Source organism: Geomonas subterranea, from assembly GCF_019063845.1.
GTDB lineage: Bacteria > Desulfobacterota > Desulfuromonadia > Geobacterales > Geobacteraceae > Geomonas > Geomonas subterranea.
This window is the reverse complement of sequence record NZ_CP077683.1, coordinates 2,397,203-2,414,046: the sequence shown is the minus strand read 5'-3', so window position 1 is coordinate 2,414,046 and position 16,844 is coordinate 2,397,203. Positions and strand designations below refer to the sequence as shown.

The 16,844-nt window shown below is 62.8% G+C and carries 20 protein-coding genes; 19 read left to right on the top strand and 1 reads right to left on the bottom strand.

Annotation, left to right across the window (positions count from 1 at the left end):
* Positions 1–25 precede the first annotated feature (25 nt).
* The 12 genes from KP001_RS10475 to KP001_RS10420 all read left to right on the top strand — a co-directional run bounded on the left by KP001_RS10475 (position 26) and on the right by KP001_RS10420 (position 10,242).
* On the top strand, positions 26–1,183 hold the full coding sequence (locus KP001_RS10475; RefSeq protein WP_217289444.1) for an acetoin utilization protein AcuC: 1,158 nt from the start codon (positions 26–28) through the stop codon (positions 1,181–1,183).
* Entirely contained in the window at positions 1,161–1,967 is an 807-nt protein-coding gene (locus KP001_RS10470; RefSeq protein ID WP_217289443.1) for a hypothetical protein, read from the top strand. Before KP001_RS10475 ends, KP001_RS10470 begins: the two co-directional genes overlap by 23 nt.
* Positions 1,968–1,987: 20 nt before the next feature.
* Entirely contained in the window at positions 1,988–2,932 is a 945-nt protein-coding gene (locus KP001_RS10465) for a tetratricopeptide repeat protein (RefSeq protein WP_217289442.1), read from the top strand.
* A gap of 8 nt (positions 2,933–2,940) precedes the next feature.
* Positions 2,941–3,036, top strand: a complete 96-nt coding sequence (locus KP001_RS10460; protein WP_015721372.1) for a twin-arginine translocase TatA/TatE family subunit — start codon at positions 2,941–2,943, stop codon at positions 3,034–3,036.
* Positions 3,037–3,095: 59 nt separating this feature from the next.
* Positions 3,096–3,500, top strand: coding sequence for a CoA-binding protein (locus tag KP001_RS10455; protein WP_217289441.1), 405 nt, complete (start codon positions 3,096–3,098; stop codon positions 3,498–3,500).
* A 42-nt stretch (positions 3,501–3,542) separates the two neighbouring features.
* The gene (locus KP001_RS10450; RefSeq protein ID WP_217289440.1) at positions 3,543–3,977 is read left to right on the top strand and encodes a hypothetical protein; all 435 of its coding nucleotides are present in this window, start codon (positions 3,543–3,545) and stop codon (positions 3,975–3,977) included.
* A gap of 183 nt (positions 3,978–4,160) precedes the next feature.
* Positions 4,161–4,994, top strand: coding sequence for an ABC transporter ATP-binding protein (locus KP001_RS10445; protein WP_217289439.1), 834 nt, complete (start codon positions 4,161–4,163; stop codon positions 4,992–4,994).
* A complete protein-coding gene (locus KP001_RS10440; RefSeq protein ID WP_217289438.1) occupies positions 4,995–5,996 on the top strand; it encodes a DmsE family decaheme c-type cytochrome in 1,002 nt (333 codons plus the stop codon).
* Between the two features lie 14 nt (positions 5,997–6,010).
* Positions 6,011–8,269, top strand: coding sequence for a hypothetical protein (locus KP001_RS10435; RefSeq protein WP_217289437.1), 2,259 nt, complete (start codon positions 6,011–6,013; stop codon positions 8,267–8,269).
* Between the two features lie 62 nt (positions 8,270–8,331).
* Positions 8,332–9,249: an ABC transporter substrate-binding protein gene (locus KP001_RS10430; protein ID WP_224960543.1), complete on the top strand. Its 918-nt coding sequence runs from the start codon at positions 8,332–8,334 to the stop codon at positions 9,247–9,249.
* Between the two features lie 16 nt (positions 9,250–9,265).
* The gene (locus KP001_RS10425; protein WP_217289436.1) at positions 9,266–9,652 is read left to right on the top strand and encodes a response regulator transcription factor; all 387 of its coding nucleotides are present in this window, start codon (positions 9,266–9,268) and stop codon (positions 9,650–9,652) included.
* Positions 9,653–9,852: 200 nt separating this feature from the next.
* Positions 9,853–10,242: a hypothetical protein gene (locus tag KP001_RS10420; protein ID WP_217289435.1), complete on the top strand. Its 390-nt coding sequence runs from the start codon at positions 9,853–9,855 to the stop codon at positions 10,240–10,242.
* On the opposite strand, the gene KP001_RS10415 is transcribed toward KP001_RS10420, so the two are convergent.
* On the bottom strand, positions 10,239–10,703 hold the full coding sequence (locus KP001_RS10415; RefSeq protein WP_217289434.1) for a metallophosphoesterase family protein: 465 nt from the start codon (positions 10,701–10,703) through the stop codon (positions 10,239–10,241). The two genes, KP001_RS10420 and KP001_RS10415, sit on opposite strands and share 4 nt — an antisense overlap.
* 477 nt (positions 10,704–11,180) lie before the next feature.
* On the opposite strand from KP001_RS10415, the gene sppA reads away from it, so the two are divergent.
* From sppA to fabG, 7 genes are all read left to right on the top strand, one after another.
* A complete protein-coding gene (gene sppA / locus KP001_RS10410) occupies positions 11,181–12,062 on the top strand; it encodes a signal peptide peptidase SppA (RefSeq protein WP_217289433.1) in 882 nt (293 codons plus the stop codon).
* Positions 12,063–12,212: 150 nt separating this feature from the next.
* Positions 12,213–12,749 (top strand): YceD family protein, encoded by a 537-nt coding sequence (locus KP001_RS10405; RefSeq protein ID WP_217289432.1) that lies wholly within the window; start codon positions 12,213–12,215, stop codon positions 12,747–12,749.
* Positions 12,750–12,762: 13 nt separating this feature from the next.
* The gene (gene rpmF, locus KP001_RS10400; RefSeq protein ID WP_015721360.1) at positions 12,763–12,945 is read left to right on the top strand and encodes a 50S ribosomal protein L32; all 183 of its coding nucleotides are present in this window, start codon (positions 12,763–12,765) and stop codon (positions 12,943–12,945) included.
* Between the two features lie 53 nt (positions 12,946–12,998).
* The gene (gene plsX / locus KP001_RS10395) at positions 12,999–14,051 is read left to right on the top strand and encodes a phosphate acyltransferase PlsX (protein WP_217289431.1); all 1,053 of its coding nucleotides are present in this window, start codon (positions 12,999–13,001) and stop codon (positions 14,049–14,051) included.
* Positions 14,048–15,028, top strand: a complete 981-nt coding sequence (locus KP001_RS10390; RefSeq protein ID WP_217289430.1) for a beta-ketoacyl-ACP synthase III — start codon at positions 14,048–14,050, stop codon at positions 15,026–15,028. The genes plsX and KP001_RS10390 overlap by 4 nt, the downstream gene beginning before the upstream one ends.
* Positions 15,029–15,130: 102 nt before the next feature.
* Positions 15,131–16,063 carry an ACP S-malonyltransferase gene (gene fabD, locus KP001_RS10385; RefSeq protein ID WP_217289429.1) on the top strand — a complete coding sequence of 311 codons (933 nt, stop codon included), beginning with the start codon at positions 15,131–15,133 and terminating at the stop codon, positions 16,061–16,063.
* Positions 16,063–16,803, top strand: a complete 741-nt coding sequence (fabG, locus tag KP001_RS10380; RefSeq protein WP_217289428.1) for a 3-oxoacyl-[acyl-carrier-protein] reductase — start codon at positions 16,063–16,065, stop codon at positions 16,801–16,803. The genes fabD and fabG overlap by 1 nt, the downstream gene beginning before the upstream one ends.
* Positions 16,804–16,844: the final 41 nt, after the last annotated feature.

Genomic DNA, 16,844 nt, shown 5'->3' with positions numbered 1-16,844 from the left:
GCACACTTTAGCCGGAGGTTGCCCGTTGTCGCGCAAGACCGCACTCATCGCCTGTACCGACCTGTCCGGGTACTGCTACGGGGAGCAGCACCCGTTCAAGGTGCAGCGCTACCGCCTGGCGCGCGACCTGATGGCGGCCTACGGACTGCTGAACCTCCCGGCCATGACGGAGGTGAGTCCCCGCCCGGTGAGCGAGCCGCAATTGCTGGGCGCCCATTCCCCCGAATACCTGGAGCGGCTGAGGGAATTCAGCGCGGCGGGGGAGCCCAGGGCCGATTTCCGCTACGGACTTGGCGACATCGAGAACCCGGTATTTCCCGGCGTCTACGAGTGGGCCTGCCTGGGGGTCTCGGGGACCCTGGAAGCGGCGCGACTGGTTGCCGAGGAAGGTTTCGCGGCCGCCTTCAACCCCCTGGGAGGGTATCACCACGCCCAGGCCGCCCGCGCCTCCGGCTTCTCTTACCTGAACGACGCAGTGGTCGCCATCAACTACCTCCTGGAGCAGGGGAAGACGGTCGTCTACCTGGACCTGGATGCCCACCATGGCGACGGGGTCCAGAACGCCTTCTACGGCGACGACCGGGTGCTGACCATCTCGCTGCACGAGAGCGGCGTCTACTTCTTTCCGGGGACGGGTTTTGAGAACGAGACCGGGGAGGGGGCGGGACGCGGCTATTCGGTCAACCTTCCCCTTCTGGCCCACACCGACGACGCTTTGTTCATGAAGGCCTTCGACGAGGTGGCCTTCCCCCTGATCGCGGCCTTCGATCCCGACGTCCTCTTCACCCAGCTCGGCGCCGATACCTTCAGGACCGATCCCCTCACGCGTCTGGAGGTGACCACGCACGCCTACTCCTATATAATGAGAAAGCTGCGCGCCCTGGAGATCCCGTGGGTGGCGGTGGGGGGCGGGGGGTACGACCTGATGAACGTGGCCAGGGCCTGGACCATCGCCTGGGGCATCATGAACGACCGGGAGCTTTCCCCGCGGTTACCGGCCCCCTTTGTCGAATTGATCTCGCAGCTTGGCTACCCGCACCGGATGCTCCTCGACGCCATGCACTGGGCGGAGGAGGGCGACCGCAACCGGGCGCTCGACGCGGTGGAGAAAAGCATCGCCTACGTGCGCGAGCACATCTTCCCGGTTCTGATCGGCGACTATGGCAAACGACACCGGACATGAGGTATTGAGGGACAGCGGGGGGAGGCAACTCTTCTCCCTGTACGACATCAACCGGTTGCCTGCGGCTGAAAAGGAGGCGATCTACGGTGAGCTTCTGCCCGGGCGCCTGTGGGACATGGTCCGGGAGGGAGGAGGGAGCGTCGAGGTGATCGCCCCGCAGGGGCACCGCTTCCTGCGCCTGGTCGCGCGCCGCGGCCGTGACGACCGCGATCCCGCCTTCGTGCTGGACCTGTGCGACACGCACCACGGCCAGATGGAACTCTCCTACTGCACCATAGCCGATCCGGGGGCGCCCCGTTTCGACGTCGATATGGACGAGCGGGGTTGCAACAACATGTTCGCCACCCTGGGGCGCAACCTCGCGGAAGAACAGCGCGCCATGGAGGCGGGGCTCTTTCCGAACCAGACCCGGCGCGGCCTGAGGATGTTCGGGGAGTTCCTGCCGCTCCTCGAGCGCCTGGTGGCGAGCCTTGGCATGCAGCTCATCGTGGCGGAGCCGCTCAGCTACGACAACGCGATCCGCTACGAGGGGTACGGCTTCGATTACGTGGTCGGCAAGAGGCTGATGCAGGACATCGATGCAGGTTTCGCCCCGGGCGGGGAGCTGTACCGGAGACTGGACGGTTCCACCCCCTTCAGGCGGCCCGGGATGGAAAAAACGGTGCAGGGGCGCAGTTGGGCCATCCACGACGGCATCCTCGACGAACCCTGGGACGAGGTGCGCATCTACAAGACCATCGGCGTGCACGCCGGTGTGAACACGTTTCCGGGACGGGAGCGTTAGCTGAAAAAGGAGTGCGTTTCATGGAAAGAGATATGACCCCCCTCGCAGGCGTTACCTATTACCGTCCTCCGGCGGGCACCACGGTGACCGGGCTGGACGGCAAGGTTTCCTTCACCATCGGGCCGGAGCCGGTCCCGCTTCTGGATGAGGACTACAAGGCGCTTGACGGGGAGCTTCCCGGCTATGACGCCGTCGGGCGCGGCCTGTACCAGGCCCTGCGCACGGATCCCGGCTGCCGCTACTGCGAACTCTACGCGGAGATGCTCAAGGGGTATCCCCATTACGTCTCGGAGCTGGCCAGCCACATCCTGATGCTGGGCGAGAAGGACGTCGAGGTTCCCTACCTGGAGCGGCGCGTGAAGCTGCTGCGCATCTTCGCCCTCATGGAACCGGAGAACGCGCACTTCCCGCTGGAGATCGGGGCGACCCTTTTGGAGCAGGCCTGCCGCTTCTCGGCGCTGCACCTCTCCACGGTCACCCTCTTCAAGGCGGAGGGGTACCTGGACCGGGCGCGCGAACTGGCGGGCGACCAGCCCCGCTGCCTTACCACCCTGGCCGAAGTGTCGTTCCTGCTGGGGAAGTACGACAAGGCGGCGTCGCTTTGGAGTGCGCTGATGCCGCAGGTCGAGGCGGCCGCCCAGGCCGAGCTGAGGGCGCGCCTGGAGCGGATCGAGCGGGGCGAGGTGCCCCGGGTCCCGGCCGTGGACTACCTGGAGGCCATCGCGGGCGCCATGGCCCTGCGTGAGGACGGAGGGTACCAGGAGGCGACCGCCATCCTCAACGACGTGATGGCCGACGCCTGGTTCGCGCTCGAATTCCCGATGGCCGAGATCCCGTACCTGCTGGCGCTTTGCTGCAAGGACCTGGGCGCCGCCGGCGACGCTCGCTTTTACCTGCGGCAGGCCCTGAAGATCAACCCCGAGTTCGAAGAGGCCAAGGCCACACTGCAGCAACTGGAACAGTAGGAGGAACTATGTTCGGATTCAGCCCGGCAGATTGGATCTTCATCGCCGGCGTGATGGTGGTAATCTTCTTCTTCGTCGCCGTGAGCGGTATGCGCAAACGGTGATGGACGTGGCCGGCTTGCGATCGCGGCCGGCTTCTCACCCTCGATCAAGGGAGGTGCTCATGCAAGTTCCTGACATCAAAGAAATACTGACCAGGTACCGTACCGTCGCCGTGGTGGGGCTTTCCCCCGACTCCGGCAAGCCCAGCCACGAGGTCGCCGCCTATCTCAAGCGAGCCGGCTACCGCATCATCCCCGTGAACCCGGCGGTGGACGAGGTCTTTGGCGAGAAGAGCTACCCGACCCTTGCCGAGATCCCCGGGGCGGTGGAGATCGTCGATGTCTTCCGCCGTTCCGAGTTCGTGCCGGAGATCGTGGAGCAGGCGATCGCCAAGGGGGCCAAGGTGCTCTGGTTGCAGGAAGGGGTGGTCCACGAGGAGGCCGCGCGGCGCGCCCGCGATGCGGGGCTCGAGGTGGTGATGGACCGCTGCATGCTGAAAGAGCACGTCAAGGCGGTGAAACGGTGAGCCTGTCGCCGCGCTTTGAAGGGCAAAAGGACGGGGTGCTCCATGTCCGCTGATAGCGGCAGGCGCCCCGCCTCCCTCTGGCCCCTGGTCCTGCTGACCTCGTTCTCGCTGATGCTCTGTTTCGCCAGCTACGGCAACCCCTTCCCCTTCATGGGGACCCTCTACCAGGGGGCGAGCGCCCAGCGCTTCGTCTTCGGCGACAGCCTCATCTCGCTGTATCTGCTGATCGGGGTGCTCAAGCGGCAGCGGCTCACCGTGTGGCTCCTGATCGGTTACAACCTGGTCGATATCTGCAACGCCTGGGTCAACCTTTCCCTGATCCCCGCGGCCGAATACGCCCGCCTGGCCGGCTCTCCCGTCCCCGAAGGGGACCTCCTGTCCTCGACGCTGCTCGCCTCAATCGCCCTTATACTCATGAACATGTACATCTTCAGGATGAGGCGGGAGTTCGACAACCCGTCTCCCTATCTTTTCTGACTCTGACCGGCCACGCCAAGATTGTGTAAACGTTAAGTGTCCTCAAATATTCCCCCTTGCCAGCGGGCGCACAACTCTGGTAGTATGTGCGCGCTTCTTTGCAACGCCAGGTGGCAGGATTTACTGGCGAAGCCGGTGGTATCACGGTGGCCGTCATGGCACTTCGCTCTCAAAAGGATTCCGATGTTCGAGAAGCTTAAACACGGCCTCCCAGGTTCTTTCTTTAACTCAGAGAACGGCCAGCAGCCGGTCAACCTGCACGACACCAGGGGGGTCGGCATCAGGATCGAACAGTTGAACAAGTCCTTCGGGCCCAACCACGTGCTCAAGGACGTGAACCTCGAGATCCAGGCGGGGGAAACCTTCTGTATCATCGGTCCCTCCGGCACCGGGAAAAGCGTGCTTTTGAAACACATCGTGAAGCTGGAAACGCCGGACAGCGGCGAGATCTACATCGACGATCTCCCCATCTTCGGCGCGGGTGCCAACCCCGGGGCGCACGATTACCGCTACAGCATGGTGTTCCAGTCCTCGGCCCTGTTCAACTCGCTAACGGTGGGGGAGAACGTGGGGCTGTGGCTTCGCGAGAAGAGGGTCTGCAAGGAGCAGCAGATCCGCGAGATCATAAAGCAGAAGCTGGAGATGGTCGGGCTGGTGGGGAAGGAGGAGCTGCGCACCTCCGAACTCTCCGGCGGGATGAAAAAGCGCGTCGCCATCGCGCGGTCGTTGGCCATGAACCCCGACCTGATCCTGTACGACGAGCCGACCGCCGAGCTCGACCCGGTCACCACCGATGAGCTGGCGAACACCATCCTGAAGCTCAAGGAGAGCACCAGGAACACCACGGTGATCGTGACCCACGACCTGAACTTCGCGCTGTACATCTCGGACCGGATCGCCATGATGCACGGCGGCTCGGTGGTCGAGATCGGCACGCCACGCGAGATAAAGAAAAGCGACAATCCGATCGTGCGCGGCTTCATCTACACCACGACCAAGGGGATAAGGGGGGAATAGATGGCAGCACGTCTTCCACGCCGCGGCAAACTCGTCATCCTCATGGCGCTTTTACCCCTTCTCTGTCTTTCCTGCGCCGAACTGAAGCAGAGCAAACCCATCCTCCCCATCCGCGACTACGAGAAGATGATCGTGGGGCGGCTCGACGCCGAGTACGTCGGCACCAGCAACTGCGTTTCCAAGTGCCACGCCCACGACAAGATCACCGACGACTTCAGCCACAGCGTGCACGGCGAGCAGATCAAGCCCGAGACCGGCCTGCCGCTGGTGAACTGCGAATCGTGCCATGGCCCCGGCAGCCTCGCCATCGCCCACCTGGGGGATGACCGCGAGGAGAACACCCGCCTCAAGAAGAAGTGCGACACCTCGACCTTCCTCGACATCATGCACCTCCCCCCCCAGGCCCAGTCTCTGATCTGCCTGAAGTGCCATTCCGCCGCGTCGATCCCCGTGCTTTCCCACTGGAACGCAGGTCCCCACGCGCTGCACGACGTCAGCTGCTTCGACTGCCACAAGCTGCACCAGGGGCCTCAACAGAAGGTGAGCCGGCAGCAGATGTCGGAGATGTGCTTTAGCTGCCACCCCGAGGTGCAGGCGGAGAATTCCCTGTTCTCGCACCATCCGCTGCGGGAGAAGAAGATGTTCTGCGTGGACTGCCACGAGGTGCACGGCTCGACCCAGGACCGCCTGCTCCGGGGGAACACCTCCAAGGAAACCTGCACCAGGTGCCACATGGAGAAGCAGGGGCCCTTCGCCTTCGAGCACGGCGACGTGACCGAGAACTGCATGAACTGCCACACCCCGCACGGCTCGGTGAACAACCACCTCCTGAACGCGGCTATGCCGTTTCTGTGCATGCAGTGCCACACCGGGCACCTCGCCACCAACACGCCGGGGCTGAAGCAGCTCTTCGTCAACCGCTGCACGGACTGTCACTCCCAGGTGCATGGCACCGATACCCCCTCTCCGGCCATCACCGGTAGGGGCACGCTGCGCCAGTAACAGAAAGGAGCCGGATGGTGGAAAAACCCCTCATATCGACCGTCGTCTCGCCTCTGCTGCTTCTGCTGCTGGCCGCCGGGGGCGTGGCTGCCGCGGACCTGGAGCCGGTGCCGGCTGCGAGCCAGGAGGCCCCGGCCGCTGCGGAAAAGGATGGCGCCGCCGACGCACCTGCCGGCACCGTCACAAACGAGGAGCAGCCCGCGGACGAGACCCTTCCCGCGACAATGGAGCAGCCCCCTGCCGTTGGCATCGAGCCGCCCCCCCCGGCCGCCGAGGAACCTGCTGCGCAGCCGCCCGTCGAGGGAGCGCCGCTGCCGGAGGACGAGCGCCAGGTGGAGGTCTTGGAGCAAAAGGGCGGTTCGCTCGGCTACAACTTCGTCTTCGGAGATGACTACCGCGGCCGCGCCCTGGAGTACGGCTTTCTCAAGTCCAGCCGCAACGGCGGGCTCTTCTACCGGCACATGGAGAAGGACACCAACCTCGAGCTGGAAGGCTTCTACCTGAACGAGAACGATTACCACGCCGACCTGCTCATGGACTACAAGGGCGACTACCGCCTCCATCTCAGGACGGAATCGCTGTACCACAACCTGGACCGGGAGCTGCTGTTTCCCCAAAAGTTCGAAACAGGCAGGACTGACGACCGCACTTCATTGGCAGAATACAGACCTGTTCAGGACCCGGTGGCGAACTACGGGGTGAGCGTGGTGCAGGACCGGGCCGACTTCCGCTACCGGCTGCACAACTTTCCCCTGCACGTGAACCTGGGCTACTGGCGCTATGTCAAAGAAGGGACCATCCAGCAGCGCTTCGCCGATACCGCCTTCGAGGGTGCCACCAACTTCATCTACGCCCAGCGCCGCGGTGTCGACCAGCAGGTCCAGGAAGGGCGCGTGGGGCTCGACTCCCACCTGGGGCCGGTCGACCTGGTCTACGACTTTAAGGTGCGTTATTTCGAGGACCGACTGCCGACACCGGTTGACTTTTACCAGGAGCGCCACCGCTTCAACGGCGCCGATGATTTCACCGGTGGGACGCGGCAGCACAACGAAAACCCCGACAGCAGCTTCTTTTCCCACACCATCAAGCTGCATACCTCCCTGGCGGGCGGTTTGGTCGGCTCCGGCTCGTACAGCTTCGAGCAGCGCGAGAACCTCTCCGAGTTGACCGACACCACCGGCGCCCGTCACATGAAGAGCTACCTGCAAAACGCCGCGGGAGACCTGATCTACACACCCAGCCGCGAGTACAGTTTCGCTGTCAAATACCGGCGCCAGGAGATCGACCACAACAAACGCGATCCTCTCAACAACACCGCTTTTGCTGATCCTGTCATAGCCGCCAAAGCGCCCATTGAAACCACTCGCGACCTGGTAACCGGCACCATCTCCTACCGTCCCACGCTGCATCTCGCGCTCGTTGGCGAGTACCGCGGCGATTTCCTGAGCAGAAACAACGTGACCGACCTCCCCACGGAGATGACCTGGGGATTGCCGGAGAGCACCTCGACCCACACCGGGTCGCTGTCGGCCTACTATCGACCCGTGAAGGGATTGAGGACCAGTGCCACCTACAGCTATGCCAGCGCCGATCATCCTGCCTACGGTGCATCCTTCCAAACCCGCCACGAGGCGAAACTGCTGGCGACCTACACGCTCAACAACCGCTGGGGGCTCACCAGCCACGCCATCTTCCGCCGTGATCAAAACGACGAGGTGCGGAAGTACCTGGTGAACTATCCTTTCGAGCCGCTCTCCTTCTCCCTGGCTCCCATAACCTCCCGGAGCACCAACAGCGAGAACGCGAACATCGGTGCGTGGTGGGTGCCGTTCCGGGGACTCACTGTAGGGGCCAACTATTCGTACCTGCACCAGGAGGTCGAGCAGGGCGTATTTTTCACTGGTGTAGTTGTCGGTAGCGAGGCCGCTTCCCAGTTTTCCAGCAGGTCCCACGTCTACGGCGTCAATGCCAACTATACGCTAAGCGAGAAAAGCGATCTCGCGGTAGCGGCGCAGCAGATCAGATCCTCCGCCGCCTTCACGCCGAGCGACACCAGTTTTTCGCTCACCAGCAGTACCGACGGCATCAAGGAGATCACCGCGCAAAACACCGTGATCACTTCGCTTTCCGCCCGCGGCGAATACCGCTTCACGAGCGCGCTTTCCACCACGCTGGAATACACGTTCAACGACTACAACGAGCTCAAGTCCGCGTACCAGAGCTACAGCGGCACCGTCCACGCCATCGTCGCCGCCCTCGCGGCCAAGTGGTGACCAAGGGGTAGCGTATCAAGACACTGATCCGTTCCATACTGCTGCTGCTACTGCTTTGCGCGGTGATCCCCGCATCGGACTCCCGTGCGGGCGGAAAACTTGTCGCTGCACTGCTGACCTGCGACCTGCCGCGCTACCGGGACGCCCACAGGGCGTTCGTCAAGGCACTGGTGCAGAAGGGGTACGATCAGAGTAACGTCGAGGTCATCACGCAGACCCCCAACCCCGACCTCATCTCTTGGTCCAACAGCGTCAGAAAGTTCAACGCCATCGGCGCCGATGTCATCGTCGCCTACGGCGCCTCCGCCGCGCTGGCCTCCCTGCGTGAAGCGCAGGATATCCCGGTCGTTTTCGCAGATGTGTACGGCCCGGTCGAGACGGGGGTGGCAAGAAGCATGACCTCCAGCGGCCGCAACTGCGCCGGGGTCAGTTCCAAGGTCCCCCTGGTCACGCTGATTAAGACCGCCATGGAACTCAAGCCGATCAAGACCCTGGGCATCATCAGCGCCAGCCGCGAGGAAGGTGCCCTGGTGCAACTCAAGGAGGCGCGCAAGATCGCGGCCCAGTCGGGGATCGTGCTGGTGGAAACCAACGTCGCCTCTGTTGCCGGGGTGGACACGGCGCTCGCTACCCTCTACGCCACCAGGGTCGACTGTGTCTATGTCACGGAATGCACAGCGGGAAGCCGTTCCTTCGAAAAGATCGTTCACCGCTGCAACGAATTGAAGATCCCGGTGATATCGCAAATGCCCGGTGCGGCGCACAAGGGGGCCCTCATTTCGCTGGAGGCGGACCCTGTCGAGCAGGGGCAACTCGCCGCCGAATACGTGGCCCGCATCCTGAGCGGGAAGAAAGCGTCGCACCTGCCGGTGGCCACGCCGAAGCGGGTGGATCTGATCGTGAACATGAAAGCGGCGCGGCTGCTTGACCTGAATGTTCCCTTCCCGGTGCTCAGCGCAGCGACCCGGGTGCTTAAATAGATACATAGAGGTATGGATGGGAAAAATTCTGATCGTTGATGACGATGCGGCCTTCGTGGGAGCGCTGAAGGACAAGATACAGGCGCTTTACCCGTTGTTGGACGTGATAACCTGCACCGAACCGCTGCTGGCGTTGACCATACTGAGGCAGGGTAAAGTCGACCTCCTGCTGGTGGACCTGGAGATGCCAACCCTTGACGGGTCCAAGATCTTCAGCTACGCCCTGTCGGTGGGGATCGACAAGAACCGGATCGTGATCCTTTCCGGGCGGGACTCGGACTATCTGCACGAACAGTTTCCGATGGGGACCTGTCTGGCCGTTTTGAACAAGTATGAGGCGAAGCAGAAGGCGGTGCTGGACATGATCTTCAGCTCCATGCAGAGAAAGGCGGCGGGGAGTTAAGGGCAGGGACTAGGGACTAGGCCAGGGGCCAGGGGCTTCGGACTTGGGACTTGGGACTTGGGACTTGGGACTTGGGACTTGGGACTTGGTCGGCTGCTGCCACGAGAGAACGATTTATTACAGGGACAGGCGTTGAGAAGGGAAGGGCGGTGTTACCAGCCCCCAGCCCCTAGCCCCTTGGTTTTAGGAGTTAACACAGCATGGCAAAACAGATGAGATTGACCTGCTACGGACGTAGCAAGAGCAAGCCGGAGTGGGAAGCGGTACTGACAGGATTTACCTTCGATATATTTTTCGCTGAGCTGGCCCAGGAACTGGAGCGCTTCGGCATCACCCTGGAACTGGGTGAGGACCCGGGGCAGGTGATCGAGGTGAACGGCTACGGCGACCTTTTGAATTCGGTGCGCATCGCCTCGCCGTCGGACGGCATCAGCAACGTCTGCGTGGGGCACGTGATCGGGCAGAGTCCGCGACTGGACCTGCAGGAGGATATCAGGCGGGCGGTGAACCGCATCGCCTTCGCGCCGGAGACCGTCGCCCCGGACGCGGAGAACCGCAAGGTCTGCCACAACTGCGGCTGCGGTTGCTAGAGAGGGAAGATCTCGGCGCTGGCTGCGTCTCCCTCGACCGTGACGATGGCGTAGGTTCCGGGTAGCCCCTCCTTCAGTGCGCCCGGGTTTACCAGCAGCATCCCGTCCGTCGACCGGACGTCCGCGTGGTGGGTATGGCCGTAGAGCACCACCGACGCCCCCAGTTGCATTCCCCTTCCTATCAGCTGGGACAGCCCGCTTTTCACCTGCTGGCGATAGCCGTGGGTCAGCAGGAACCGGCACGTCCCAAACTCCAGCGTGAGTTCCGCCGGTACCTGCCTGTCGAGGTCGCAGTTGCCCGCCACCCGGTGTACCGGCACCTCCAGCACTTCCTCCATCATGCGAGCGTCCTCGCAGCCATCCCCGAGATGAACGATGTGATCGACCGGACCGGCAAGCTGATGCGCCTTGAAGGCATGGGCGTAGTTGCCGTGGCTGTCGGAGATTACCAGTACTCTCATAGTGCCTCTTTGTTCCGCATCTCTTGAAGGCGAACACGGCATAGCGACGGGTCCGCCTGAAGTGATATTTGCTTTTGCGCAGTCGCCTGCATAGTGTAGAGTTGTTGGCGTTGCGCCTACCGGTTTGTCCTGTCTCTACTGTTCAGATATAGGACAGAGTAATGGCAAAAGACAAGCAAAATAAGCTGTAAACGTTTGATCCTGTAGGGGCGAATAACCATTCGCCCTTGTTTCATTATCCCGCTGCATCACTTTCATCGTGACAGTGAGCAGCGGCCGGGCGAACGATATTCGCCCCTGGTATATATATAGTTCCCGTGGTGGTTGAGCTGTTGTAGGGGCAAATAAACATTTGCCCAGCACCGTTCGGTCACTGCCGATGGCGAGAGACGCCGGGGTAATCAGATGCGGTAAAGACGGGCGAATGATCATTCGCCCCTACAGTAAACGGCTGCAGATGGAAGAGACGGAGGAGTCATGAAGAAACTGCTACTGTGGATCGCCGCCTTTTGCCTTGGAATCCTGATTCTGTTCGCCGCCTGCGTCGCAGTCGTCACGGCCCTGGTCGGCGACCGTGACACGCTGGCCGGAGGAGACGGGGTCGGCATCGTCGAACTGAAAGGCGTGATCGTCGACGGGCAGGAGATCATACGCCAGCTGCGCGCCATGAAGAAGGACGAGCACGCGAAGGCCGTGGTGTTCCGTGTGGATTCCCCCGGCGGGGTGGTCGGCCCCTCCCAGGAGATCTACGCGGCGGTGCGGGATCTGGCCAAGGCGAAGAAGGTCGTGGTCTCGATGGGAAGCGTGGCGGCCTCCGGCGGCTACTACGTCTCGGCCCCGGCCACCCTCATCTATGCGAACCCCGGCACCATCACCGGAAGCATCGGGGTGCTGATGAAGTTCTCCAACCTCGAGGGACTGATGGACAAGGTCGGCATGAAGGCCTTCACCATCAAGACCGGCAAGTTCAAGGATACCGGGTCCCCCTCGCGCACCATGACCGACGAGGAAAAGGAGATGCTGCAGGGGGTGATCGATTCCACACACGGCCAGTTCGTGAAGGCCGTGGCCCAGGGGAGGAGGCTTCCGGAGGCGCAGGTGCGGAGCATCGCCGACGGCAGGATCTTCTCCGGCGAGCAGGCTCTCGCCCTGAAGCTCGTGGACCGCATCGGCACGATGCAGGACGCCATCGACGAGGCCGCCCGGCTGGGAGGCGTCAAGGGGGAGCCGCGGTTGATCCGTCCCGCCAAAAAGAAGGGGCACCCCATCGACTACCTGATGGAAAGCGCGGCCCAGCGGCTGGGCGTGTTGTCCGATTCCGACAGCGGCGTGAGCGTCGATTACCGGCTCGGCTGGTAGAGTCCGGGAGGACGCGAAGAGGGGGCTTTTGAGAGGTTCTGTCAGTGGCTGAAAGCCTCCCTGACGCCCCTCCGCTCTCTTTAGATTTACCTTGACAAAAAAACCGCCATCTATATACTGGGAAACTTTGAAAAAGGGGGAGATCTTCCTTTGAAGATAGAGATAGACAAGGTGAAAAAGAAGCAGCTCGACCTCTCTGAGTCGGAGCTTGCCACACACTACCCGGCCCTGGTCGCGATGGAAAAAGCGGGCGAGTGTGTCTTCACCGCTCCGGTCAACGCCCAGGTAGCAGCAATCTGGGAATACGACCATGTCAGGGCCGCCGGGAAGGTGGAGAGCGCGGTCCGCCTCACCTGCTCCCGCTGTCTCACCGAGTACGATTTCCCGATCTCCACGGAGTTCACCATCTTCTACACCGAGAGCAAGGGTGAGGATCTGGATGAGGAAGTCGAGCTTTCCGACGAGGAGCTCATCTCGGCCACCTATAGCGGCGACGAGATCGACATGGATCCCGAAATCGCCGAGCAGGTCATGCTGGAAGTACCCTACAAACCGTTATGCAGCGAGACGTGCCGCGGGCTTTGCCCCGAGTGCGGAGCTGACCTGAACGCCGGAGAGTGCGGCTGCGATCGCGGCGAGATAAATCTGAAGATGGCCGCCCTGAAGAAGATCAAGATAGAAAAGTAAAAAGGAGAACACCATGGCTGTACCTAAGAAGAAGACCTCCAAGTCGCGCAAGAACATGAGGCGTGCGCACGATTTCCTCACCGCTCCCACCGTTTCGACCTGCCCGCAGTGCAAGGCCCCGAAGCTGCCGCATTGCGTCTGCCCGTCCTGCGGCACCTACAAGGGACGTCAGGTGCTGAAGGCTGAAGAGCTCTAGGATTTCGTTTCACCTAAGCCGTGACTGTTCGGAATCCGCTCCCTAGGGGAAATATGAGAGTTGCTGTCGATGTAATGGGGGGCGACAACGCCCCTCATGTTGAAGTAGAAGGTGCAGTAGCTGCCGCCAGAGAATTCGGCATCCCGGTAACTCTGGTCGGCGACGTTGAAAAGGTGCAGGCCGAGCTGGCCCGCCACGACTGCAAGGGGCTGGATATCGAAGTCTGGCACGCCTCGGAAGTGGTGGGCATGCACGACTCCGCCTCCGACGCCGTGCGCAAGAAGAAGGACTCCTCCATCCGGGTCGCCTTCGAGCTGGTCAAGGGAGGCGAGGCCGTCGCGGTGGTTAGCGCCGGCAATTCGGGTGCCACCATGGCGGCCGGTATGTTCGTCCTGAAAAGGATGAAGGGTATCGACCGCGCCGCGATCGCCCAACTCTTTCCCACCGTTACCGGCAAGACCCTCGTTCTCGATGTCGGCGGCAACGTCGACTGCAAGCCGATCCACCTGGTTCAGTTCGCCGTCATGGGCGAAGTGTATGCCAAGTTCGTCATGGGGGTCGACAAGCCCAGGGTTGGCCTGCTCTCCAACGGGGAGGAGGACAGCAAGGGTAACGAACTCACCCGCGAAACCAGCGTCCTCCTGCGCGAAAAGCCCATCAACTACATAGGTTACGTGGAAGGCCGGGACATCTTCAACGGCTCGGTGGACGTCGTCGTCTGCGACGGTTTCGTCGGCAACGTGGCGTTGAAACTCTCCGAGGGGCTGGCCGAGGCTGTGGGGAAGATGCTCAAGGCCGAGATCAAGCGCAGCTTCCTCTCCCAGATCGGCTACCTCCTAAGCCGCAAGGCTTTCAACAATTTCAAGAAGACCGTAGACTATGCCGAGTACGGCGGTGCGCCTCTGCTTGGGATCAACGGCGTGGGGATGATCTGCCACGGCGGCTCGAATACCAAGGCTATCAAGAACGCAATCCGCTTTGCCCATGAATACGCACTCAAAGGGGTGAATGGCCGCATGGCCGAAAAGCTCAACGAGAGCTTCCCCGGCGAGACTCGCGAGCGTACCGGCCAAAACCCGGACGCCACAGAAAGGGTTGCTTCATGATTAGACCGAGAATCACCGGTACCGGCTCCGCCGTGCCGGAGAAAGTGCTGACCAATTTCGACCTTGAGAAGATGGTGGACACCACCGACGAGTGGATCGTCACCAGGACCGGCATCCGCGAACGCCGCATCGCCTCCGAGGGGGAATACACCTCGACCTTCGCCACCGCGGCCGCCGAGCGCGCGCTGGCGGCCGCCGGAGTAAAGGCGGAGGAAATCGACCTGATCGTGGTGGGTACCCTCACCCCGGACTTCCCGTTCCCGGCCACCGCCTGCATCGTGCAGCAGGCCCTCAAGGCCACCAACGCCTTCTGCTTCGACCTCTCCGCAGCCTGCTCCGGCTTCATCTACGCCCTCTCCACCGCCCAGAAGTTCATCGTCTCCGGACAGGTGAAGAAGGCCCTGGTGATCGGCGCGGAGGTGCTCTCCCGCATCGTCGACTGGAACGACCGTAACACCTGCCTGCTCTTTGGCGACGGCGCCGGCGCCGTGGTGCTCGAGGCGCAGGAAGGGGAGAACGGCATCCTCTCCACCCACATGCACAGCGACGGCAACTACTGGGAGATCCTGTACCAGAAAGGCGCCGGCAGCCGCAACCCCGCCAGCCACAAGAACGTGGACGAGGGGCTGGTCTACCTGACCATGCAGGGGAACGAAGTGTTCAAACTGGCCGTGCGCGCCATGGGCGAAGTCGCCATGGAGGCACTCGAGGCCAACGGGCTCACCCCCGACGACGTCAAGCTCTTCATCCCGCACCAGGCCAACCAGAGGATCGTCGACTCCGTCGGCAAGCGCCTGGGCATCACCGGCGAGCGGGTCTTCGTCAACCTGGACCGCTACGGCAACACCTCGGCGGCGTCGATCCCGATCGCGCTGGACGAGGCGGTGCGCGCCGGACGTCTCAAGGAAGGCGACCTGCTGCTCCTCGACGCCTTCGGCGGCGGCCTCACCTGGGGTTCCGCCCTGGTGCGCTGGTAAAACGCCTCCCCTCGCCCTTCGGGAGAGGGGCAGGGGTGAGGGCGCCGGCAGCTGTGACAAGCTGTCCAAGCCGCGTTGTTAATTAAAGAAAAGAGGTTACCTATGCAATCCTATGCATTCATCTTCCCGGGGCAGGGTTCCCAGCACGCCGGGATGGGGAAGGATCTGGCGGATAACTTCAAGACCGCCAAGGTCGCTTTCGAGGAGGCCGATGACGCGCTCGGCTTCTCCCTTTCGAAACTCTGCTTCGAGGGGCCCGAGGAGGATCTGAAACTCACCGCGAACACCCAGCCCGCCATCCTGGCCGCCAGTGTCGCGGCATTCCGGGTGCTCAGGGAGGAATCTCCGCTGGCTCCCTCCTTCGTGGCCGGCCACTCGCTGGGCGAATACTCGGCGCTGGTCGCCGCGGGCGCCCTCGACTTCGCCGATGCGCTGAGGACCGTCAGGGCGCGTGGCAGCTACATGCAGGACGCCGTCCCGGTCGGGGTAGGGGCCATGGCCGCCATCCTCGGCGCCGAGGCGGAGGTGCTCAAGGAAATCTGCGCCGAGGCCGCGCAGGGCGAGGTGGTCTCCCCGGCCAACTTCAACTCTCCCGGCCAGATCGTCGTCGCCGGGCACACCGGCGCCGTTAACCGCGCCATCGAAATCGCCAAGGCCCGTGGTTTCAGAAAGGCGATGCTCCTCCCGGTCTCCGCACCCTTCCACTGTGCGCTGATGAAGCCCGCCGCCGACCGGCTGGCCCAGACGCTCGAGGCGGTGCAGGTGAACGCGCTGACCGCCCCGGTGGTCAGCAACGTCGAGGCGAAGCCGAACTCCGACGCGGCCCGCGTCAAGCCGCTCCTCGTGGAGCAGGTCTGCGCGCCGGTCCTGTGGGAGCAGATCATCCAGAACATCGTCGCCGCCGGCGTCACCAACTTCGTCGAGATCGGCCCGGGCAAGGTGCTGGCGGGTCTCGTGAAGAGGATCGACAAGGAAGCCTCCTGCTGCAACGTGCAGGACGCCGCTGGCGTAAAAGCAATCACGGAGGTGGCGTAATGGGCCTGAACGGACAGGTGGCAATCGTAACCGGCGCCTCCCGCGGCATCGGCAGGGCTATCGCCCTCAAACTCGCGCAAGAGGGCGCTGCCGTGGTCGTGACCGCCACCAGCGAGCAGGGCGCCGCCAAGACCGCCGACGAGATCGTCGCAGCGGGTGGCAAGGCCCTTGCGGTCAAGGTCGACGTCTCGGTGGTCGCCGAGGTGGAGAACCTCTTCAAGAAGTCGGTCGAGGCCTTCGGCAAGGTCGACATCCTAGTCAACAACGCGGGGATCACCAAGGACGGCCTGCTCCTCAGGATGAAGGAGGAGGACTGGGATGCGGTACTCGACGTGAACCTCAAGGGGTGCTTCAACTGCACCCGCGAGGCGGCGAAACTCATGTCCAAGGCGCGCTACGGCCGGATCGTCAACGTCTCCTCCGTCGTGGGCGAGATGGGCAACCCGGGCCAGGCGAACTACTGCGCCTCCAAGGCGGGCATGATCGGCCTCACCAAATCGGTGGCCAGGGAACTCGCCAGGAGGAACGTCACGGTCAACGCGGTCACCCCCGGCTTCATCGAGACCGACATGACCGCCGAACTCTCCGACAAGACCCGGGAAGGGCTCCAGGAGCAGATCCCGATGGGGAGACTGGGGAGCGCCGACGACATCGCCGGGTCGGTACTCTTTCTCGTTTCCGACGCCGCGGCCTACATCACCGGGCATGTTCTTTCGGTGAATGGCGGCATGTACATGTGAGCCGGCTAACGGTGTTGTTTTTACTTTCAGCGCCAAAAATA

Bases quoted from the DNA above. Each gene is read 5' to 3' on its own strand.
- KP001_RS10390 (WP_217289430.1), top strand. From the start codon at position 14,048: ATGATTAGACCGAGAATCACCGGTACCGGCTCCGCCGTGCCGGAGAAA.
- sppA (WP_217289433.1), top strand. From the start codon at position 11,181: ATGAAGAAACTGCTACTGTGGATCGCCGCCTTTTGCCTTGGAATCCTG.
- KP001_RS10465 (WP_217289442.1), top strand. From the start codon at position 1,988: ATGGAAAGAGATATGACCCCCCTCGCAGGCGTTACCTATTACCGTCCT.
- KP001_RS10425 (WP_217289436.1), top strand. From the start codon at position 9,266: ATGGGAAAAATTCTGATCGTTGATGACGATGCGGCCTTCGTGGGAGCG.
- KP001_RS10450 (WP_217289440.1), top strand. From the start codon at position 3,543: ATGTCCGCTGATAGCGGCAGGCGCCCCGCCTCCCTCTGGCCCCTGGTC.
- KP001_RS10460 (WP_015721372.1), top strand. From the start codon at position 2,941: ATGTTCGGATTCAGCCCGGCAGATTGGATCTTCATCGCCGGCGTGATG.
- KP001_RS10445 (WP_217289439.1), top strand. From the start codon at position 4,161: ATGTTCGAGAAGCTTAAACACGGCCTCCCAGGTTCTTTCTTTAACTCA.
- KP001_RS10415 (WP_217289434.1), bottom strand. From the start codon at position 10,703: ATGAGAGTACTGGTAATCTCCGACAGCCACGGCAACTACGCCCATGCC.
- rpmF (WP_015721360.1), top strand. From the start codon at position 12,763: ATGGCTGTACCTAAGAAGAAGACCTCCAAGTCGCGCAAGAACATGAGG.
- plsX (WP_217289431.1), top strand. From the start codon at position 12,999: ATGAGAGTTGCTGTCGATGTAATGGGGGGCGACAACGCCCCTCATGTT.
- fabG (WP_217289428.1), top strand. From the start codon at position 16,063: ATGGGCCTGAACGGACAGGTGGCAATCGTAACCGGCGCCTCCCGCGGC.
- KP001_RS10440 (WP_217289438.1), top strand. From the start codon at position 4,995: ATGGCAGCACGTCTTCCACGCCGCGGCAAACTCGTCATCCTCATGGCG.
- fabD (WP_217289429.1), top strand. From the start codon at position 15,131: ATGCAATCCTATGCATTCATCTTCCCGGGGCAGGGTTCCCAGCACGCC.
- KP001_RS10435 (WP_217289437.1), top strand. From the start codon at position 6,011: ATGGTGGAAAAACCCCTCATATCGACCGTCGTCTCGCCTCTGCTGCTT.
- KP001_RS10455 (WP_217289441.1), top strand. From the start codon at position 3,096: ATGCAAGTTCCTGACATCAAAGAAATACTGACCAGGTACCGTACCGTC.
- KP001_RS10470 (WP_217289443.1), top strand. From the start codon at position 1,161: ATGGCAAACGACACCGGACATGAGGTATTGAGGGACAGCGGGGGGAGG.
- KP001_RS10420 (WP_217289435.1), top strand. From the start codon at position 9,853: ATGGCAAAACAGATGAGATTGACCTGCTACGGACGTAGCAAGAGCAAG.